Raw genomic sequence first — 17,755 nt, forward strand, 5'->3', positions numbered from 1 at the left:
TAAGGGAGGGGGACGGTCAGGGGGAAGAGAAGGGGAACGGGGCGGACTCGGGTCGGCGAACCCGGCGTCACTTCACATAGCGGGCTGTGCCAGGCACCTGCTGGAGGGCCATGAGCGTCTGCCAGTACGGCACGGCCTCCTTGTCGTTGGTGACGATCTCCAGGCCCCGGATCTGGTCGTGTTCATTCATCGCCTGGCGGTACTTATCGAGTTCACCCTCGTCCTTGCCGATGAGGACGTCCTCCTTGTTCCACTTCTTCGTCCCGTCCTCCGTGTACTCGTCCTCGATCTCGAACGTGGACTGGCGACGCCAGGTGCTCTTCCGGCAGTCGTCGTCGGCGTCCTTGACGTACTTGGCGTCCACCATCATCCCGTCGGCGGGCCGCATACCGTCCGCGCCGATCGCGGGCTTCTCGTAGCCGGCGGGCAGGGGGATGATCCGCTCGGGGTAGCCGGCGATCCGCAACTGGTAGGCGTTCTCAGGAGCGGTGGGATCAGGCTTGCCCCCGAAGCCCGCCGGTTTCAGGCCGTTGACCCAGCTGACGAAGTCCTTCCGCTCCTCCGGCGTGAGCAACCGTGGCGGAGGCACTGCGGCCGGCGGAATCGGGTCCCGCCAGGGGATGCCCGGATCGGGGTCCCGGTAGACCGCGGGCACGATTCCCGGCATCCCGCCGGTGCACGAGGCGAGGACGAGAGGCACAGGCACCGGTACCGGCACCGGAACGGGGATCAACGGAGGCAGGAACGGCAGGCCGGGTGCGCTCGGACTCCCACCGCCCTCCGGCAGTCGGACGCGCTTCTCTGCCGAGTCCAGGGCGTGCCCCACCTCGCCCAGGCGCCGGATCCACGAGTCGCCCAGCACGGCGTCGAGCAGGCCCCCGTCGAAGCCGTTTCCGCCGAACATCGGACTGTCCCAGGGCATGTCGACGGCGAAGAGGTCCAGCTTGTGCTGCCGGATCGCCGACTCGGCGGCTTCGACGTGCTCGGCGTATCGGTCGCACGCCTTCGCGATCTCGTTGCAGGCGGCCACAAGGTTGGCGACGAGCGGCTCGTTCTCCTGGACTTGGCCGGGTGGGCAGGTCAGTCCGACGGACATCCTGAAGTACGTCCGGAACGCGTCGGCGGCTTCGCCCGAGTGCGCCTTGTCGGCCGTCATGGCCGATGCCTGGGCGTCCTCCAGGAATCGCAGCATCAGCTTGCCCCCGCGGCGCCAGCACTCGGCCACCACGCGCAGCTTCTCCGGCGAGCCACGGTAACGGTCGCTGCCGCCGCCGGGGACGTACTGCTCGTACCACGCGGTCTCCCCGACCGTCTCCGGCAGTTCCCGGCCCAGGCCGAGGTAGTTCTCGGGGCAGCCCTCCCCGGGGTCGCCCATGCCGGCGGTCATGTCCGCCTGTTTGCCCAGGAGTGCCGCCACGATGGCGCTTTCCTGGGCCATGAATTCGCGGGCATTGCGCATCAGCCCGCGGCTGGCCCCCCCCGAGCACGTACGAGCTGGAGCCGATCTTGTCCAGCGTGGCGGCAGCCGCCGATCGATACACCTTCGCGAACGCGCGCCCGGCGTCGTCGTCCCCTGCCATCCCGCGCTGCTGGTCCAGCTCGTGGTACAGGGCGATGGCGGTGTCCCGCGCCCCTCGCATGGTGTCGGTCAGGCCCATCACGCCTTTGATCATTCCTTCGGCGATGAACTTGAGATGCGGTGCCAGTCCGCTCATTGCCTCGCCCCTCGCCGGCTCCGGCACACGCGCCGAGCCGCCCCCGGGCCCGCGCCCACGGACACTCCCGGATCCGCTCGGCGGCGGGAGCGATCGGGGAGCCCTGAGCCGGGGTTCTCGTCCGGGCCGATACGGGTGTCACTCGTCCTACCCTCCATGATGGGCGAGGCAAGTGGCACGACGAGGAGGCCGAGTTGGAGAAGCTGACCGCCATGGAGCTCAAGGAGGTGTTCGGCTTATCCGAGGAGGCATGGCCGCGTCTCGCGGACGACATGATCGAGCCTTTCGACGACGGGGCCGTCGCCGACGGCCCGACGAGATGGTCGGGACACGCGTTCGCCCGGTGGCTCGCCTCCGCCCATCCCGAACTGGCGGGCGCGGGGCCCCTGCTGCTGCGCCCGGCACCCCCGGCCGAGTACCGGTACCTGGGGGGCGAGTACCGCGACGCGGACGACGACGTCCGTGCCGAGTACTTCGCCGGGCGCTGGGACACCCGGGAGGGCGTCGTCGCCGTCGTCCATCCGTGCGCGGGCATGCCCGACGCGAGCAGCCTGCTCGACCTGCACACGGACGCCGCCGCTCTCGTCGTCGTCCGGCGCCCCTACGCCTTCGACGGGCCCGAACTGCAGGCGGTGGACCGGGGGCGGCCCGAGCTCGTGTACCACCCGTGGTGGAGCGAGCTGGCCGCGCACCTGGGCGGCCCCGTCCCCTGGTGGCCCCGCGCGTTACGTCGCCGTGCCCACCTCACCGCATGGACCCCCGGAGACCCTCCCGCCCCCGTCGAGGTGGTGACCTCTCCCTCCTGGGAGCCGCTCTACGAGCTGGCGGGGCGGGAACCCGAGGGTTCCCCGGTGCGACGCGCCTGCTTCACGATCGGCCACCGCATCCGGGCCGGTGCGGCGGAGCACGCCTCGTGGGAGATCGAGAACCTCCGCTCCTGGTCGCGTGGGCCGGGCGACTCGATGGTGCATCCGGCCGTTCCGAGCGTGTCCGAGCCCGACCCCCGAGAGCTCGCGACGGACGCCGTCCTCGGCGCCGGGCTCGCCGAACTCTGCGGGCGTACGGACGACCTGGCCGTGGAGTGTCTTGAGCAGGTCAGCGCCTGGAGCGGCGAAGACCTTCCCTACGGCGGGACGTTCGAGGTGATCCGAACGGACGTCACCCGGGCCGCGGCCGAGTGGATCAACCGGCTGCGACCCGTCCCGCCGACCGCTCTGCACCGGGTGTGGGACGAGAGCCACGACACCGTGGCCACCTTCGTCGATCCGGTGACCGGCAGTCCGGTGGTCGCGGTGAAGGGGAAGTTCTCCTTCCGTAGCGTCCGGGAGATCACCTACATGGGGCGGGCGCCCAGACGCCTGCCCGAGGGGACGGTCCTCAAGGAGGTCATCCTCGACGACCCGGTCTGGGTGCGCACCGCCGACGGCGTGCTCTACCCGGCCCCCGCCATGGACGCCCCGGGGCTGTCCTGGGGGTACGACGGGTCGGGACCCCTCACGCTCGCCCAGTGCGTGGGGCGGCTGCTCGACGACGGCGGGGCCCACGCGGTCACCTTCGACGACGACAAGGACGAGCCGGGGCTCGGTGCGTACTTCCGGATCGAGCACGAGCGAGGAACGCGTCTGACGCGGCGTGAGCTCGTCCGTGCCCGCGGGAGCGGATGACCCGTCGAGCCCCTTCCCCCGGGTCTCGCGGCCCGTGATCGCGTCCCGCTCCCGCACCTTCCGAAAGGCCCTTCGTTCATGTCCCGACGCCGCCCGCGTCCCACCTGGCAGGTCGCCGACTTCTTCGCCCTGGAGCGGGAGGCGGAGGTGTACCTCGCGGCGGTCGATGCCTGCCTGGCCGTACCGGCCGTCGCACGACGGCTCGGTGTGCGCCCCCAGGCCACAGCCGAGAACGCCCGTGCGGCCATGCTCACCGAGGCCAACGTCGGGCGGGCCGTCGCGCCGTGCCGGGCCACCCAGGAGCGCTTCCGCGCCCTGGCGGAGCGAAGCGAGCGGCGCCACCGACAGCTCGACTACCTCCGTGAGCGCACGCACCCGCTGACCGTGGCCCTCTGCGGCATCACCGCGCTCGCCCTGCTGGTGGTCGTCTTCTCCTCCTGGCCCACGGCTCTCGCCGCCGCGTCGGCTCCGCCGCTGACCGCGGGAGTGATCTGGCGCCACCCGGTGTGGCGCATGTACGTCCGGCTCAACCTGCGGGAGTGGGCCCTGCGTCCGCGCGTCGCCCTGCTGGACAGGAGGACCGCCTGGGCGGCGGCCGCCTGGAGCCGGGACCTCCAGGAGAACGGCGTCCGCCCGCTGACCGACCGGGTGGTCGAGGCGCTGCTCGGTGACGACCGCGACTCCCTGCTCCTCGCGGACGACTTCCGCGGCCTGCGCTCGCCGCGCAACCCCCGGTACGTGGTGGAGAGCCGGGCCGCCCGGAGCCTGACCCGCAAGATCGCCCAGCTCGAGAGCGGTGGGACGATCGCGGTCAGCGGTTCCCGGGGCGCCGGCAAGTCGACCCTCCTGGAGACCTGTGCGGGCGAGGCCGGGTTCGCCGTCGTCGTGCAGGCCCCGGCCACCTACTCGCCGTACGACTTCCTGCTCTCCCTCTACGTCCGAACCTGCGAGAGCTATCTCGCTCACCAGGGTCACGCGCCTCCCGAGTTCCTCCGGCTCTCGCCCTTCCGCAGGCCGGCGCGCCGCATGCTGCCGGCCGTGCGGAGGGGGCTCCCGGTGCTGGTCTTCGGGCTGGTGGCGGGCTCACTGGTCGTCCTCGGCCTGGCCGCGGCCGTACGTTCCCTCTCGACCCGGCAGTGGCCGTCCCTGCGCGATCGGGCGCTGGACCTCTGGCACCGTGCGAGGGACGTGGTGCTCGACGTCTGGGAGGGCGAGCGGGCCGGCCTGGCGGTCCTCGCCGTCGTCGCGGGCGTCCTGCTGTGGGGCCTGCGGCGGTGGAAGCGGTGGGGCGCCGTTCGCGCAGGCGCCCGGAGCACTCTCGTCGTCGCGGGAGCGGGGCTGGCCGTCGCCGCCCTCGTCTCGCTGTGGGGCGACGACGACGTACGTGCCCGTGTGGGGGAGGCGGCCGAAAGGGTCGGCGGGGAGGTCTTCTCGCTGCTGGTCCTTCTGCTCATCGGCATCGGGTTCGTCGTGAGCGGGCGGCCGTGGGAGTACGGCTGGAGCGTGTTCCTCGCCCTCCACCGGCGGACTCTGATCGTCTGGGCCCTCATCTGCGGCGTGCTCGCGCTGCTCTCCACGGTGCCGCTGATGCGGGCCCTGGCGGCCGATCCCGAGAGCCCGTTGCGACTCGCGGTCGCCCTCACCGGCCTGTCGCTGATCAGAATGGCCAGGTGGAATCCGGCGAGCCCGGTCCCACCCCTCGTCACCGCCTGCCGTGACGAGCTGTACCGGCTCCAGACCGTACAGACGGCGTCCACCGCCGTGACGGCAGGGCCCCCTCAACTGCTCGCCGCGCAGACGAACTCCCTGTCGACCGTGCCCCCGAACTTCCCCGAACTGGTCTCCGACTTCCGCACGCTGCTGACGGAGATCGCCGCCGAGCGGCACGCGTGGGAGCAGCGGGTCGTGATCGCGATCGACGAAGTGGACCGGCTGGGCTCCGACACCGCGGCACTCGCCTTTCTCGGCGAGATCAAGGCCATCCTCGGTGTGCCCCACGTCCACTACCTGATCTCGGTCGCCGAAGACGTCGGCGCCTCCTTCGTGCGCCGCGGGCTGCCCCACCGCGGGGTCACCGACAGCTCGCTGGACGACATCGTGCACGTTCCGCCCTGCACGCTGGAGGAGTCCAAGGAGATCCTGGAGCGCCGGGCGTCCGGTCTCTCCGAGCCGTACAAGGCGCTCACGCACGCCCTCTCGGGCGGCATCCCGAGGGACCTCATCCGCTACGGACTGCGGCTGGACGAGATCGAGGCGAAGACACGGTTCGTCGAACTCACCGACATCGCGGGGCAACTGATCCTCGAAGAACTCAGCGACACGCTCGCCGGTTTCCGCACCCTCCTGGGCAAGCAGCGCTGGACGGCGCGGACCGGCACGGTCCTCGTCGCCTTCCGGAACGCGATGGACCAGCTGCGTCCGGCCTGTCCCTGTGACTCGGCCGAACTCCGCGGGGCCCTGGAACACGTGGCCTTCCACGACCTCCGCGGACACCTGGGAGAGGAGAGCGCGGCAGAGGTCTCGGACGAGGCCCGGGAGCTTCTCGACGAGGCGTCGGCCTACGCCCTGTTCTCGCTGACCCTGCTCGACATCTTCGGCAGGGGGGACTTCGCCCAGCGCCGCGACGGTGCAGCGGGACGCGGCCCCGCCGGGGACCTGGAACAGCTCGCCCGCGCCCGTCAGGAGCTGGAGGTGTCGCCGTACAGCGCGCGACACCTGATCGGAACGATCCGCACCGCGTGGCAGCTGCCGGAGCGCCCGACCGCGGGCCCGCCGGCCGCCGTTCCGGTGCCCCGCGGTGCCGACTGCCCGCGTCATCCGAGCGTGTCGGTCTGACGCGGGAGACGCGGCCCTGCCCGCGGATGTGTCAGCCCCCGTTGGATGCCGATCCTCCGATGACGCATGATGCGCACGACGGCCGGCGCGGGCGGGCCCGGGTGCTGAGTACAGGGGGGTTGGCGACATGAGTCTCGCCGCGAACGCGGCCACACTGGGCGGAAGCCTCTGGTCCGCGCATGGGCACGCCCACTACTACTTTCCGCCGTACGCCCTGAACTGGTTCGCCGGCATCTCCTATGACGGTGACGGCGTGCCTCGGTATCGCGGCCGGCAGATCACTCCGATCCAGGCCCGCCGTCTGCGTACGGCCCTGTGGCGGGTCGCCGTCTCGGCGGAACCGGAGGAGCGGGGGAGGGTCCTGATCGCCTCCGACTCCTGTCGTGGTGCCCATCGCGCCACGCTGATCCGGTCACCGCTCGCCACCGCCGCGCAGATACGGGAGACCGCCCAGGAGCAGGCCGCGCTGCTCCTGGGCGGCGATGCCGGTGTCCCCTCGGGGATCGCCACGTGGCCGTGCGAGGTGAAGAGCGCGTTCTGAACCGGCTCAGTCCCGACCCACGACCTCCGCGCGACGGACGGTACGGCGTGTGGTGGTGCCCTGCAGTTCGGCCAGGCCGCTTCGGGTCGCCGCGATGACGACGCGGTCCTCGGGGCGCAGGACGTAGCCGGGATGGAGGTCCCACAGGAGCTGGGGCGGGTCGCCGTCGTGGTGGGCGGCGGCGAGGTCGGGGTGGCGCGCGGCGGGGGAGGCGGTGTCGAGGGCGAGGACGCGCCACGCGCCGGGACGGAACGCCTCGGCGACGGTACGCCCCTCGAACTGGCGGTGTCCGGCGACGAGCAGGGCGGCGACGAGCAGGACCTTGCGCTCGACCGGTATCGCGCCGAGGATCTGGCGGCCCATCATGGCGCCGGCGAACGCCGGGGCGGCCAGGTGGGTGACGCTGCGGCTCCGGGTGAGGGCCTCGGGGTGGGTGGTGCGCAGCGTGCGGTGGACGGCGGTCGCGAACTCGTCCTCGTACAGGCGCAGGGCGACGCGCAGGTCGGGCTTGACCGTGCGGGCGTGGAGCGTCGCCTCCAGGTTGGTGGTGTCGGAGCTGGTCAGGGCGAGCAGCACATGCGCGCGGCCGATCTTTGCCGCCTCCAGGACGCCTTCATCGGTGACGTCGCCGAGCACCACCGGCACATGGAGGCCGCGGGCCAGGGGGATGCCGCGGGCGTCGGGGTCCTCCTCGACGCAGACGACCGGGATGTCGAGCTCGCGCAGCTGGGCGAGGACACGGCTGCCGACCTTTCCGAGGCCGAGCAGGACGACATGGCCGGACAGCCCCCGGGGCGGACGCCGCAGGGCCGCCGCGTCGCGGAAGGTGCCCAGGGCCTCGAGAGCCCCGGCGACGAGCAGGGGGAGCAGGGCGAGGCCGACGAGCCCGGTCAGAAGCTGGAGGATCTGGTTCGTCATCGGAGCTTCGAGGGCGGGGTCGTTGATCGAGAAGAGGTCGAGCAGGGTGATGTAGGCGGCGTGCACCGGGTCGGCGTCGGTGAGCAGGGTCGTGGTGAGGGTCAGGGCGAGGACGGCGGCGACGATGCCTGCCAGCGCCCAGCGCAGGCGGCTGGAGAAGAGCTCACGCAGCGGCGCCCCGCGTCGGGCCAGGCGGCGCGCGGGCAGGGCGGGTCCGGCGTACCGCACGGTCTCCAGGACGAGGCTGCCGCGACCGGTGGAGCCCACCACTGTCCGGTCGTCCGGCAGCAGGACGGGCCCGTGAGGGCCGCTGGCCTCCGAGCCCTCCGCGCCCGCCGGATCCGCGGTCGTGGACGAGAGCAGCGCCAGGGTGCACAGACCGGGGTCCGGCACCTCGCCGCGTCCGGGCGGGGTGCGCTCGCCGGCCCGCAGGAGGACGCCGCCCGCCTGGACGACCTTGCTCGTGCCGGCGACGGCGGTGGCGGCGAGGGCGGGCGCGGCGGTGTCCGCGTCGGACAGGACGGTCGTGGAGGCGTCGAGGACCGCCCGGTCCCTACCGGGAGCGTGGACGAGCGCGGCCTGGTCGAGCAGCTCCTCCAGGTGCTGTCCCAGCTTGCGGTTGTACATGCGGACCACGAGGCGAAGCCCCGGACTGAGCCGACGGGCCGCGAGCGCCGCCCGGAGGTTGGTCTCGTCGTCCTCGTACAGCAGCGCGAGAGCCGTCGCCCGGTCGGCCCCCGCCAGGAGCAACGTCTCCCGTGTCGGGGCCTGGGCCGTCAGCACACGTACGGGTACGACCCCTCCGCCGCTCGCCGGGTCGGCCGGACCGACGAGCGGGCCGTCGGTCCGGTCGTCGGCCCCATCCTCACCGACGACCAGGACGACCCGCTGCCGGTAGACCACCCGCAACTCGTCGGCCAGCCTCCGGGCCAGCCCGTCGTCGCCGCAGACGACCATGTGGCCACCGGTACCTGACTCCACCTGAAACTGCGGCTGTTCCCTCATGTCCCCCCCGGTGACGTCCCGCGTACCGCCGCTCCGCCCGGCCGGGGCGGCCTCCGGCCCTAGTGGGTGATCTCGACGACCCCGTTGTCGGACGGTGTCGCCGCCGGCGGGGCCGGCGCGGGCTTCTTCTCGGTGAGGCCCTGGAGGAGGGCGGCGAGGTCCATTCCGGTGGCGGAGGAGAGGAGTTCCATGCCCTGGGTGACGTTGTCGGTGACCGTGCGGGTCAACCGGCTCGCCCCGTCGGTGGAGATGACGGTCATCTTGTCCACGGCGGCCAGCGGCTCGGCGGCCTTGGCGACGACCTCCGGCAGTACCTCCACGAGCATTTGCAGGACGGCCGCGTCACCGTACTGGGCGAACGCGTCGGCCTTCTTCCGCATGGCCTCGGCCTCGGCGGAACCCTTCGCGCCGATGGCGGCGGCCTCGGCCTCGCCCTCGATGCGTACGGCCTCGGCGAGCGCGGCGCGGTGCGCCTTCTCGCCCTCACCGGTCAGCCGCGCCCGCTCGGCGGCCGCCTCCGCCTCCTTCACGGACGCGATACGACGGGCCTCGGCCTCCTGCTCGGCCTGGTAGCGGGCGGCGTCGGCGGGCTTGCGGACCTGGGTGTCGAGCTGACGGTCGGTCAGCGCCGCCTGACGCGCCGCGACCTTCTCCTGCTCGGTGAGGATCTGCTGCTGGCGGTCGGCCTCGGCGAGCGGACCGGCGGCGTTGGCCTGGGCGGCGGCCTCGTCGGTCTGGGCCTTGATCTCGGCCTGCTTGAGGTAGAGCGTCCGCTGCGCGATCGCGATCTCCTCCTCGGCCTTCAGCCGTGCCTGTTCGGCGGCGCGACGGGCGACGGCCTCGGCGATGTCGGCCTCCTGCCTGGCGCGGGCGGCCTCCGGGCGGCCGAGGTCCTCGAGGTAGGAGCCCTCGGTGGTGATGTCCTGGATCTGGAAGGCGTCGAGGACCAGCCCCTGGCCGGACAGGCTGGCTTCGGCCTCCTCCGCGACCTGGCCGGCGAAGGCGGCGCGGTCGCGGATGATGTCCTCGACCGACATGCGGCCCACGATGGAGCGGAGCGCGCCGGAGAGCACTTCCTGGGTGAAGCCGACGATGCCGTTCTGCTGCATCAGGAACCGCTGCGCGGCGGCCCGGATCGAGTCCTCGGTGCCGCCGACCTTGACGATCGCGACGCCCTCCAGGTTGGCCTTGACCCCGCGCAGGGTCACCGCGCCGCGCACCGCGACGGGGATGTGCCGGCTGGACAGGTCGAGGGTGAACCTCTGCTGCACGAACGGCACGACGAAGACACCGCCGCCGACCACGACCTTCTGGCCGCTGTTGTCGGTGAAGACCCGGCCGGTCTGCGGATCGGTGGCCTGCTTGCCGCGGCGCCCGGTGATGATGAACGCCTCGCTCGGTCCCGCGACCTTGTAGCGCGTGATGACGACGAAGCCGAGCAGGACGAGCAGGACGACGATGCCCAGCACGGCCATGAGGACAGGGCTCATGAGGAGACCCCCTTCGCTTGGAACGGAACGTGAAGAGCCGGCGACGGCGGACGCGTCAGCGTTCCACCGGGCGGACGGCGACCGACGTCGGTGAGAGCACCGACTCGACCCACACCTCGGCACCGCGGGGAACCGGGGCCGACGCCTTCGCCGCGTACTTGACCGGCTGGCCCGCGAGACGCAACAGCACCTCGCCGTATCCGCCGGCCGGGATGGCGGTGACGACCCGACCCGGACTGCCGGTGAGGTCGTCGCCACGCGGCACGGCTGCCTCGTCGCGCATCAGCGCCCGGCTGAACCTCCCCGTCAGCCAGGCGACGACGCCCCCCGCGACCGTGCCCGCGCCGGTGGCGACCCCCGCCCCCGTCCCGGTGACGCCCATCGTGATCGCCCCCGCGAAACCGAGCGCCGACACGAATCCGGCGATCACCGGCAACGACAGAAACCCGTCCAGTCCCCCGCCGACCCCGTCGAGGACCCCCTCCAGCACCCCGTCGAGGACCAGGGCCAGAACCAGCAGCACGAGCCCGGCGATGCCGAGCCCCAGAAACCACGCCATGGTCCAGCTCCTTCGGACGTTCCCCCGTCTCCGCCGTCCAGAGGATCGTCCCACCGCATCGCACGGTGGTTCACTGCCGGAGCCCGGCAATCTTTACGCGTTCTTAATGCCGTGGCCGTGCCGACGGGTCGCGTCCGGCCCCGGCCGGGCTCAGAGCGGCTGCTCGGGCCAGTCCAGGAGGCGGGCGCCGATGACGGCCGTCTGGAGGGTGTAGCGCTCGGCCGGATCGGCGGGGTCCGCACCCGTCAGACGCCGGATGCGGTCGAGCCGGTACGTCATGGCGCGAGGGCTCAGCGAGAGGCGGCGGGCGGCCTCCGCGGAGACGCAGTTCGTGTCGAAGTACGCGGTGAGGGTGTCGAGGAGCGGCTGCGCACCGCCCCGGGCCTGCTGCAGGGGACCGAGAACTCCCCGCACCAGTTCGGCCATCGCCTGCCGGTCCCGGGTGAGCACGGGATAGACGAGCAGGTCGGCCGCGTACAGGACCGGGGCGTCGAGATCCATGCGATCGGCCAGGTCGAGGGCGTTGAGCGCCTCCTCGTAGGAGTGGACGACTCCGCCGGCGCCGGAGTGCGGGCGTCCGACGGCGACCCGGCCGCCGTCGGTCGCCGCGTACGCCTGCTTCGCGAAGAAGGCCAGCACGTCCGGCTCGTCACCCGGGGCGACGCAGATCAGGCGACCGTCCTTGGTGGTGAGCAGGATCCTGCGGTTCCCGAAGCGGGCCACGAGCGAGGACTCGACTCCGCGGGAGACGGCGTATCCGTCCTCGTACGGCTCCGAACCCTGTGCGACGGCGACGGCGTGAGCGTGCGAGAGGAGCAGCCCGAACCGTTCGGCGCGCTCGGCGAGACGCCCGAGGTCGCTGCGGCCGTGGAGCAGGTCGTCGATGAACTCCCGCCGAGCCGCCTCTTCCTGGCGCACCGCCAGACGCTGCGCCCGCTCGTGGCCCTCGGCGAAGGCGTCGACGGTCTCCTCGGCGGCGGCCAGAAGGTGTTCGGCGGCGGACCGGGACAGCCGGGGGCGCAGCGCCCGGGCCGTCGCGAGGTGGGCACGGACCGCCGCGCGCAGGCCGACGCCCGCCTCCGCGGCCCGCTCCCCGCGGGACCGCAGCGCCTCCCGTTCCTCGCGGGTCAGCCGCCTGCCGGTGGCGCAGACCCGCGTGAGGATCTCCGCGTACCCGTCCAGGTACTCGTGGACCGGCTCCCCTTCAGCCACTGTGCCTCCCCCTTCTCCGACGCGTCGACCGTCTCCTGACACGCGGTGCCCAAGACTCGCATGCCGTCTCCGAGGGTGCCCCACCGGCATCGAGGACTCGTCAGGACTGCCGGGAGACGGCAATGCGCGCGGACCTGTCGCCGCGTCAGGATGACGCCACGGAGGACACCTGCCGAGGAGACACCCGGAGGACGACCGCCGCGGCGCGGGGTCGGGCCGCCGCGCCGCCCCACGCGGGCGGGCCGCCGGGTACCGGCCGGGCCGCGCGATCGCAGCCATGGAAGGAGAGCGGCCGATGGACGACGAACCCGTCTTCAAGAAGAGCACGTGGGGAACGAGCCGCTACGTCTACAACGCGAACAATCCCCTGGGGCTCGCGCTCATCATCGCCAGTGTCGGCTTCGCCCTCCTCATGCTCGTCCTCATGGAGAACCAGGCGGGCCCCTTCGAGCCCCCGGCCCGGCCCACATGGAGCCATCCGGCCGATCCCTCTTGGTCGTTCCCCTCGTACGACCCTCCGACCGGAACCGTCCCGGCGGAACCGGCGCCGGCCCGCACCTGACGGGACGTCCACCGGCGGGCGTGTCACAGCCCCGGTCCGGGCTCCGGTGCGGGATGTTCTCCCCGAGGGAGCGGCGAGGTGCGGAGGTGCCCGGTGGAGGCGAGCGACGGCGAGCGGCAGCGGCCAGGGACCCCACCCCCGACGCCGCCGGAGCCTGCGCAGGGGCAGGCTCCGCCGAAGCGTCCGCGCGCGGCCCTGACGGGGCCGCCGCCGGGGCCGACGCGTCCGGAGTTCTGGCGCAGCCCGCTGCGGGGCCCGTGGCTCACCTCCGTGCTCGGGCTCGTCCTGCTGGTCGGCATCACGCTGCTGTTCGTGACGGGCCTGCTGTCGTACGCCGCGTACAACCCGGATCTGTCGCCGGTCAACGACCAGACACCGGACAAGGGGTGGCTCGGCTTCACCCTGTTCTCCTGGCCGACCTCGCCGTACTGGCTCTACCGGGTGAACCAGGGCGTGCACGTGGTCCTCGGCGTCGTCCTCGTCCCGGTCCTGCTGGCGAAGCTGTGGTCGGTCATCCCGAAGCTCTTCCAGTGGCCGCCCGTGCGGTCGGTCGGCCACGGCGTCGAGCGTCTGTCCCTGCTCCTGCTGGTGGGCGGGGCCGGCTTCGAGTTCGCCACCGGCATCCTCAACGTGCAGCTGCACTACATCTTTCCGGGCTCCTTCTACGTCCTGCACTTCTACGGCGCCTGGGTGTTCATCGGCGCCTTCGTCGTGCACGTGGCCTTCAGACTGCGGCGGGCCCTTCGCGCCGTGAGGCGCGGCAGCGCGCCGCCGGAGGCCGGTTCGGAGGAGGCGGCCGGGCTCGTCTCGCCGCGGCCCGCGCCCCCGACCATCTCGCGGCGTGGCGCGCTCGGCATGGTCGGACTCGGATCCCTGGCGCTGTTCGTGGTGACGGCCGGGCAGAGCGTGGGCGGCTGGTGGCGCCGGACGGCTCTGCTCGCCCCGCACGGCCGGGATCCCGGCTCGGGGCCGAACGGCTTCCAGATCAACAAGACCGCGGCATCCGTCGGGATCCGGCCCAGCGACGTCGGCCCCGCCTGGCGGCTGACGGTTCTCGCCGGGGGCCGCCAGGTCGTTCTGACCAGGGACGAGCTGCTGGCCATGGAGCAGCACGAGGCGGCCCTGCCCATCGCCTGCGTGGAGGGCTGGTCGACCACCGACCAGCTGTGGAGCGGAGTCCGGCTCACGGACCTGGCCGCACTGGTGGGACGGGGCACCGACACCCCGCGGGCCCTGGTGGAATCGGTACAGCGGGGAGGGGCGTTCAGCTCCGTCGTGCTGAGGGACAACCAGGTGCGGGACCACCGCTCACTCCTGGCCGTACGCGTCAACGGCGCCGTGCTCTCGCGGGACCACGGCTACCCGGCCCGGGTGATCGTCCCCGGAGCTCCCGGCGTCCACAACACCAAGTGGGTCACCCGGATCACCTTCGGAGAGCCGGCATGAGCGGCACGACCGCCTTCCGCCGCCGGTACGGCGCCTCCCCGCTCCACCTGCTGTTGGTGCTGGCCTCCTTCGCCCTCGCCGCCTACGCGGGCGTGCGGCTGCTCAAGGGCGACACCCTGGGGGTGGCCCTGTGGTTCGTGGGGGCGGCGCTCCTGCACGACCTCGTGCTGCTGCCCCTGTACGCGGTGACCGACCGCGCCGTCCAACGCCTCTTCGCGCGAGGGGCGGAGGCGGGGGAGGGGCCGGCGCGGCCGAGCGTGAACTACGTGCGTGTCCCCCTCTTCGTCTCGGGCCTCCTGCTGCTGGTGTGGTGGCCACTGATCCTGCGTCGGGTGGACACCTACACGGCCGCGACGGGACTGCCGGCCGACGGGTTCCTGGGGCGCTGGCTGCTGATCACCGCCGCGCTCCTCGTCGGCTCGGCGGTGGTCCTCCTCGTCCGGAGCCGGCACGGATCGGCGCCGCGACGACGAGCGGCACGACGGGAACGACGGGCACGGAAGGCCGCGCGGTGACGGCGGGGCGCGGCGGCGCGGCACCACCGCCGCGGCACCACCCGTGTGTCGGGCACGGCCCGGTTCGGCCGGGCGTCGCCATCCGGACGAGCCGCCCGCGACCCGTGTCGGACGGCCGCCGTCCGAGCGGACTCGGCGTCACCCGTCCCGGACGGCGCTACCCGGGACGGGTCGCCGTGCCGGCCGGGGGCGGCGACGCGAGTGCTCGCTCCCGGTCGGAGCCGTCCGCGGGCCCGCTCCGCTTCCTCCGTCGCCGCACCACGGCGGCGGTGAGGACGAGGAGCGCCGCGAGACCGTACGCGATCGCGGCCGTCGGCTCACGGTGGTCGAAGACCCGGCCGAGGACGTAGACGGCCGGGCCCGCGAGGGCGACGCCGAGCCATTCCCAGCGACCGTCCAGCGCCACCAGGGCGACCAGGAGCAGCGCGTACCAGGAGTAGCCGGGTGTGAGGAGGACGAAGGCCCAGCCGGTGACCAGGAGCGCGCCGCTCCACGGACGGAGCGGGTCACCGCGCCGCATCACGTACACGGACAGGACCGTCATGACGGCGAGGACCACGGGCAGCGCCCAGCTGTCGGGCAGGACCAGCCGCAGCAGCGCGTACCGGGGGCCCGCCCCGGGGTCGTCGTAGCCCTCCTCCTCCACATAGCCACCGAGGTAGCCGAAGACGGAACCGTCCGAGACGAGGACGTACGGCAGGTAGGCGAGCACGGCGAAGGCGCCGGCGGGCAGCAGCACGGCGGCGGCGTCGCGGACCCGGCGGACACCCGACAGCGCCCCCGGCATGACGACGGCGGGCATGAGTTTGGTGGCGACGGCGGCGCCGAGGACCAAGCCGCCGAGGGCCCTGCGGCCCGGAAGGACGGCGAGGAGCCCGAGCCCGATCACGGCCAACAGCGCCCCGAGGACGTCCACATGGGCGTTGTTGACCGCCTCGACGGGGACGACGGGGCACCACGCCCAGCAGGCGGCCCGGCGCGGGTCCGCGCCCCTGCGGCGCAGGATCAGCACCACCGCACCGGTCACGCCCAGGGCGGTCAGGGCGGAGCCGATCTGGAGGGGCTTGTGCCGGGCTCCCTCCGGGGAGAGCCGGTCGACCGCCAGGAAGTACGCCTCGGCGACGGGCGGGTAGATGGTGTGCACGGCGGGCCGGTTGAGGCGCGTGCAGTGCGGCACCGATCCGGTACTCGGGACGCGGGCACGGTCCGGACCGGAGCAGTCCGCCCCCGTGGGAAAGAGCCACGGGTCGCGCAGTCGCACCAGCTCCGGGTCCCGCGGGGCGTGGTCGTAGGGAGAGACACCGGCCGACTGGACACGGCCGTCCCAGGCGTAGCGGTACGCGTCGGTGCTCGTCCGGGGAGGTGCCACGAGGCCGGTCACCGTCACGGCGATCGCGCCGGCCACGAGCAGGGGCCCGACGTGGGAGGCCGGGACCCGGCGCAGCGCGAGCAGAGCGCAGGCGAAGAGCGCCCAGCAGGCCGCGTACCGCAGGAACAGCCCTCCGGGGTCGGCGACATAGCCGTCGTAGCGGATCGTCAGGACGAGCGCGGCGACGAGGGCGGCGAGGACCGTGGCGGTGAGGGCGGTGCGCGGGTTCACCTCCGCAGCGTTCCAGGAACGGTCCCGGAAGCGGGGCCGGGACGCCCGCATGTCCCTGTTCCGTAAGGTGTTCCGGCGGTCCGTGCGGGCCCTGCCGGGGGTGTCATGGGGGCATGCGTCTCACTCCGTTCTCCGGACCGCCCCTCACCTTCACGGCACGTCTCCACGACGCCCGGACGGCGACCGTGATCGGCCGCCTGCTCGGGCTCGCGGTCGTCGTCTGCTTCGCGACCGGCCTGCTCAGCCACCTCCTCCAGCACCCGCCCGGCCGGCTCGCCGACCTGCTGCCGAGCCGCCCGTCCTGGGGCTACCGGTTCACCCAGGGGCTGCACGTGGCCTCGGGCACCGCCGCGATCCCGCTGCTGGCGGCCAAGCTGTGGGCGGTCTACCCGCGGCTCTTCGCGTGGCCGCCGGTCCGGTCGGTCCGGCATGCGCTGGAACGCCTCTCGGTGGCCGTGCTCGTCGCCGCCGGGATCTTCGAGCTGGTCACGGGGCTGCTGAACACCTTCCAGTGGTACCCCTGGGCGTTCTCCTTCGTGCCCGCGCACCACGCCGTCGGCTGGCTCCTGATGGGGGCGCTGCTGCTCCACCTCGCCGTCCAGTGGCCGCGGATCCGCGACCACTTCACCCGCCGCTCACCCGGGACCCTGGCCCTTCCCGCCGCCGACGGCCCGGACCGCCGTCAGCTGCTGGCGGCCGTCGCGGCGGGCGCCGGAGCCGTCACCCTGACGACCGTCGGGCAGTCCGTCACCCCGCTCGGCCCCCTGGAGCTGTTCGGTCCGCGCAGTCCGGCCCACGGGCCGCAGGGACTGCCGGTCAACCGCACGGCCGCCGCGGCCCGCGTCACCGTGGCGTCGCTGACCGGCTGGCGACTCGCCGTCGCGGGGCCGCGCCCGTACGTCCTCACGCTGGAGGAGCTGCGCCGGATGCGGCAGCACGAGGTGACGCTGCCGCTCGCGTGCGTGGAGGGGTGGAGCACGTCCGCCCGGTGGACCGGGGTACGGGTGAGGGACCTGCTGGAGCTCGCCGGTGCCGGGCCCGGCGCGCGGTGCCGGGTGGTGTCCGTGGAGGCGGCGGGCGCGTACCGGGTGACGGAGATGGGCCGCGCGTACGCCCAGGACCCGCTCACCCTGCTGGCGTTGGGTCTCAACGGCGAGGTCCTGTCGCTCGACCACGGCTACCCGGCCCGGATCATCGCTCCGAACCGTCCCGGCGTGCTCCAGACCAAGTGGGTCGGCCGGCTGGAGGTGCTGTGATGACGTGCCGCCACCTGGTGGGCGGCTGCGGGATCGCCCTGATGGCCTTCGGCGGCTCCTTGCTGGTGGAGCTGCCCGACGCGTGGCGGGTCGGTGTGTGGCTCGTGGCGGGAGTCCTCGTGCACGACGGGCTGATCGCACCGCTGGTGTACGCGGTCGCCGCACTCGGAGCGGCGGTCGGCCTGCGTCCGCGCGGAGTTCCGCGCGCCGCCCTGATCGTCGCGGGCTCGCTGACGCTGATCGCCCTGCCGCCGCTCCTGCGGCCCGGAGCCGTGGCCAACGCGACGGTGCTGCCGCTGGACTACCCGCGGAACTGGCTCCTGGCGATGGCGGCCGTCGCCGTGATCGCGGTCGGGTACGCCGGCGTGCGCGGATGCCTGCGACGGGCGTCCCGGCGACGCTGAGCGGGGGACGTGGAGGGGCGCGTGGCCGGCCGG

General features: G+C 73.2%; 14 protein-coding genes. 8 read left to right on the plus strand and 6 right to left on the minus strand.

The window, feature by feature from the left end; all coding sequences use genetic code 11:
- Window positions 1-67 precede the first annotated feature (67 nt).
- Window positions 68-1,438, minus strand: coding sequence for a restriction endonuclease fold toxin-2 domain-containing protein (locus AB0D99_RS13730; protein WP_362360005.1), 1,371 nt, complete (start codon window positions 1,436-1,438; stop codon window positions 68-70).
- Window positions 1,439-1,909: 471 nt separating this feature from the next.
- Here AB0D99_RS13730 and AB0D99_RS13735 point away from each other — a divergent pair, with 471 nt between their 5' ends.
- The 3 genes from AB0D99_RS13735 to AB0D99_RS13745 all read left to right on the plus strand — a co-directional run bounded on the left by AB0D99_RS13735 (window position 1,910) and on the right by AB0D99_RS13745 (window position 6,755).
- Window positions 1,910-3,379, plus strand: a complete 1,470-nt coding sequence (locus AB0D99_RS13735; RefSeq protein ID WP_362360008.1) for a hypothetical protein — start codon at window positions 1,910-1,912, stop codon at window positions 3,377-3,379.
- Window positions 3,380-3,457: 78 nt separating this feature from the next.
- Window positions 3,458-6,214: a hypothetical protein gene (locus AB0D99_RS13740; protein WP_362360011.1), complete on the plus strand. Its 2,757-nt coding sequence runs from the start codon at window positions 3,458-3,460 to the stop codon at window positions 6,212-6,214.
- Window positions 6,215-6,341: 127 nt separating this feature from the next.
- The gene (locus AB0D99_RS13745; protein WP_362360014.1) at window positions 6,342-6,755 is read left to right on the plus strand and encodes a hypothetical protein; all 414 of its coding nucleotides are present in this window, start codon (window positions 6,342-6,344) and stop codon (window positions 6,753-6,755) included.
- Between the two features lie 6 nt (window positions 6,756-6,761).
- Here the strand turns inward: AB0D99_RS13745 and AB0D99_RS13750 are convergent, their stop codons facing one another.
- The 4 genes from AB0D99_RS13750 to AB0D99_RS13765 all read right to left on the minus strand — a co-directional run bounded on the left by AB0D99_RS13750 (window position 6,762) and on the right by AB0D99_RS13765 (window position 11,939).
- Window positions 6,762-8,630: an NAD-binding protein gene (locus AB0D99_RS13750; RefSeq protein ID WP_362360155.1), complete on the minus strand. Its 1,869-nt coding sequence runs from the start codon at window positions 8,628-8,630 to the stop codon at window positions 6,762-6,764.
- Window positions 8,631-8,737: 107 nt separating this feature from the next.
- Window positions 8,738-10,168 (minus strand): SPFH domain-containing protein, encoded by a 1,431-nt coding sequence (locus AB0D99_RS13755; RefSeq protein WP_362360017.1) that lies wholly within the window; start codon window positions 10,166-10,168, stop codon window positions 8,738-8,740.
- Between the two features lie 55 nt (window positions 10,169-10,223).
- A complete protein-coding gene (locus tag AB0D99_RS13760) occupies window positions 10,224-10,727 on the minus strand; it encodes a hypothetical protein (RefSeq protein WP_362360020.1) in 504 nt (167 codons plus the stop codon).
- 150 nt (window positions 10,728-10,877) lie between these two features.
- Window positions 10,878-11,939, minus strand: coding sequence for a helix-turn-helix domain-containing protein (locus tag AB0D99_RS13765; protein ID WP_362360023.1), 1,062 nt, complete (start codon window positions 11,937-11,939; stop codon window positions 10,878-10,880).
- 295 nt (window positions 11,940-12,234) lie between these two features.
- Between AB0D99_RS13765 and AB0D99_RS13770 the strand changes: the two genes are divergently transcribed.
- The 3 genes from AB0D99_RS13770 (at window position 12,235) to AB0D99_RS13780 (ending at window position 14,462) form a co-directional block, all read left to right on the plus strand.
- The gene (locus tag AB0D99_RS13770; protein WP_362360026.1) at window positions 12,235-12,501 is read left to right on the plus strand and encodes a hypothetical protein; all 267 of its coding nucleotides are present in this window, start codon (window positions 12,235-12,237) and stop codon (window positions 12,499-12,501) included.
- Window positions 12,502-12,696: 195 nt separating this feature from the next.
- Window positions 12,697-13,947, plus strand: coding sequence for a molybdopterin-dependent oxidoreductase (locus AB0D99_RS13775; protein ID WP_362360158.1), 1,251 nt, complete (start codon window positions 12,697-12,699; stop codon window positions 13,945-13,947).
- Window positions 13,944-14,462, plus strand: coding sequence for a hypothetical protein (locus tag AB0D99_RS13780; RefSeq protein ID WP_362360029.1), 519 nt, complete (start codon window positions 13,944-13,946; stop codon window positions 14,460-14,462). Before AB0D99_RS13775 ends, AB0D99_RS13780 begins: the two co-directional genes overlap by 4 nt.
- Window positions 14,463-14,619: 157 nt before the next feature.
- Here the strand turns inward: AB0D99_RS13780 and AB0D99_RS13785 are convergent, their stop codons facing one another.
- On the minus strand, window positions 14,620-16,062 hold the full coding sequence (locus tag AB0D99_RS13785) for a glycosyltransferase 87 family protein (RefSeq protein ID WP_362360032.1): 1,443 nt from the start codon (window positions 16,060-16,062) through the stop codon (window positions 14,620-14,622).
- A gap of 113 nt (window positions 16,063-16,175) precedes the next feature.
- Here AB0D99_RS13785 and AB0D99_RS13790 point away from each other — a divergent pair, with 113 nt between their 5' ends.
- Together AB0D99_RS13790 and AB0D99_RS13795 are read left to right on the plus strand one after the other, a co-directional pair.
- Window positions 16,176-17,318 (plus strand): molybdopterin-dependent oxidoreductase, encoded by a 1,143-nt coding sequence (locus AB0D99_RS13790; RefSeq protein ID WP_362360035.1) that lies wholly within the window; start codon window positions 16,176-16,178, stop codon window positions 17,316-17,318.
- Window positions 17,318-17,722: a hypothetical protein gene (locus tag AB0D99_RS13795; RefSeq protein ID WP_362360038.1), complete on the plus strand. Its 405-nt coding sequence runs from the start codon at window positions 17,318-17,320 to the stop codon at window positions 17,720-17,722. Before AB0D99_RS13790 ends, AB0D99_RS13795 begins: the two co-directional genes overlap by 1 nt.
- Window positions 17,723-17,755: the final 33 nt, after the last annotated feature.

Source organism: Streptomyces sp. NPDC047971, assembly GCF_040653355.1.
Taxonomy (GTDB): Bacteria; Actinomycetota; Actinomycetes; order Streptomycetales; family Streptomycetaceae; genus Streptomyces.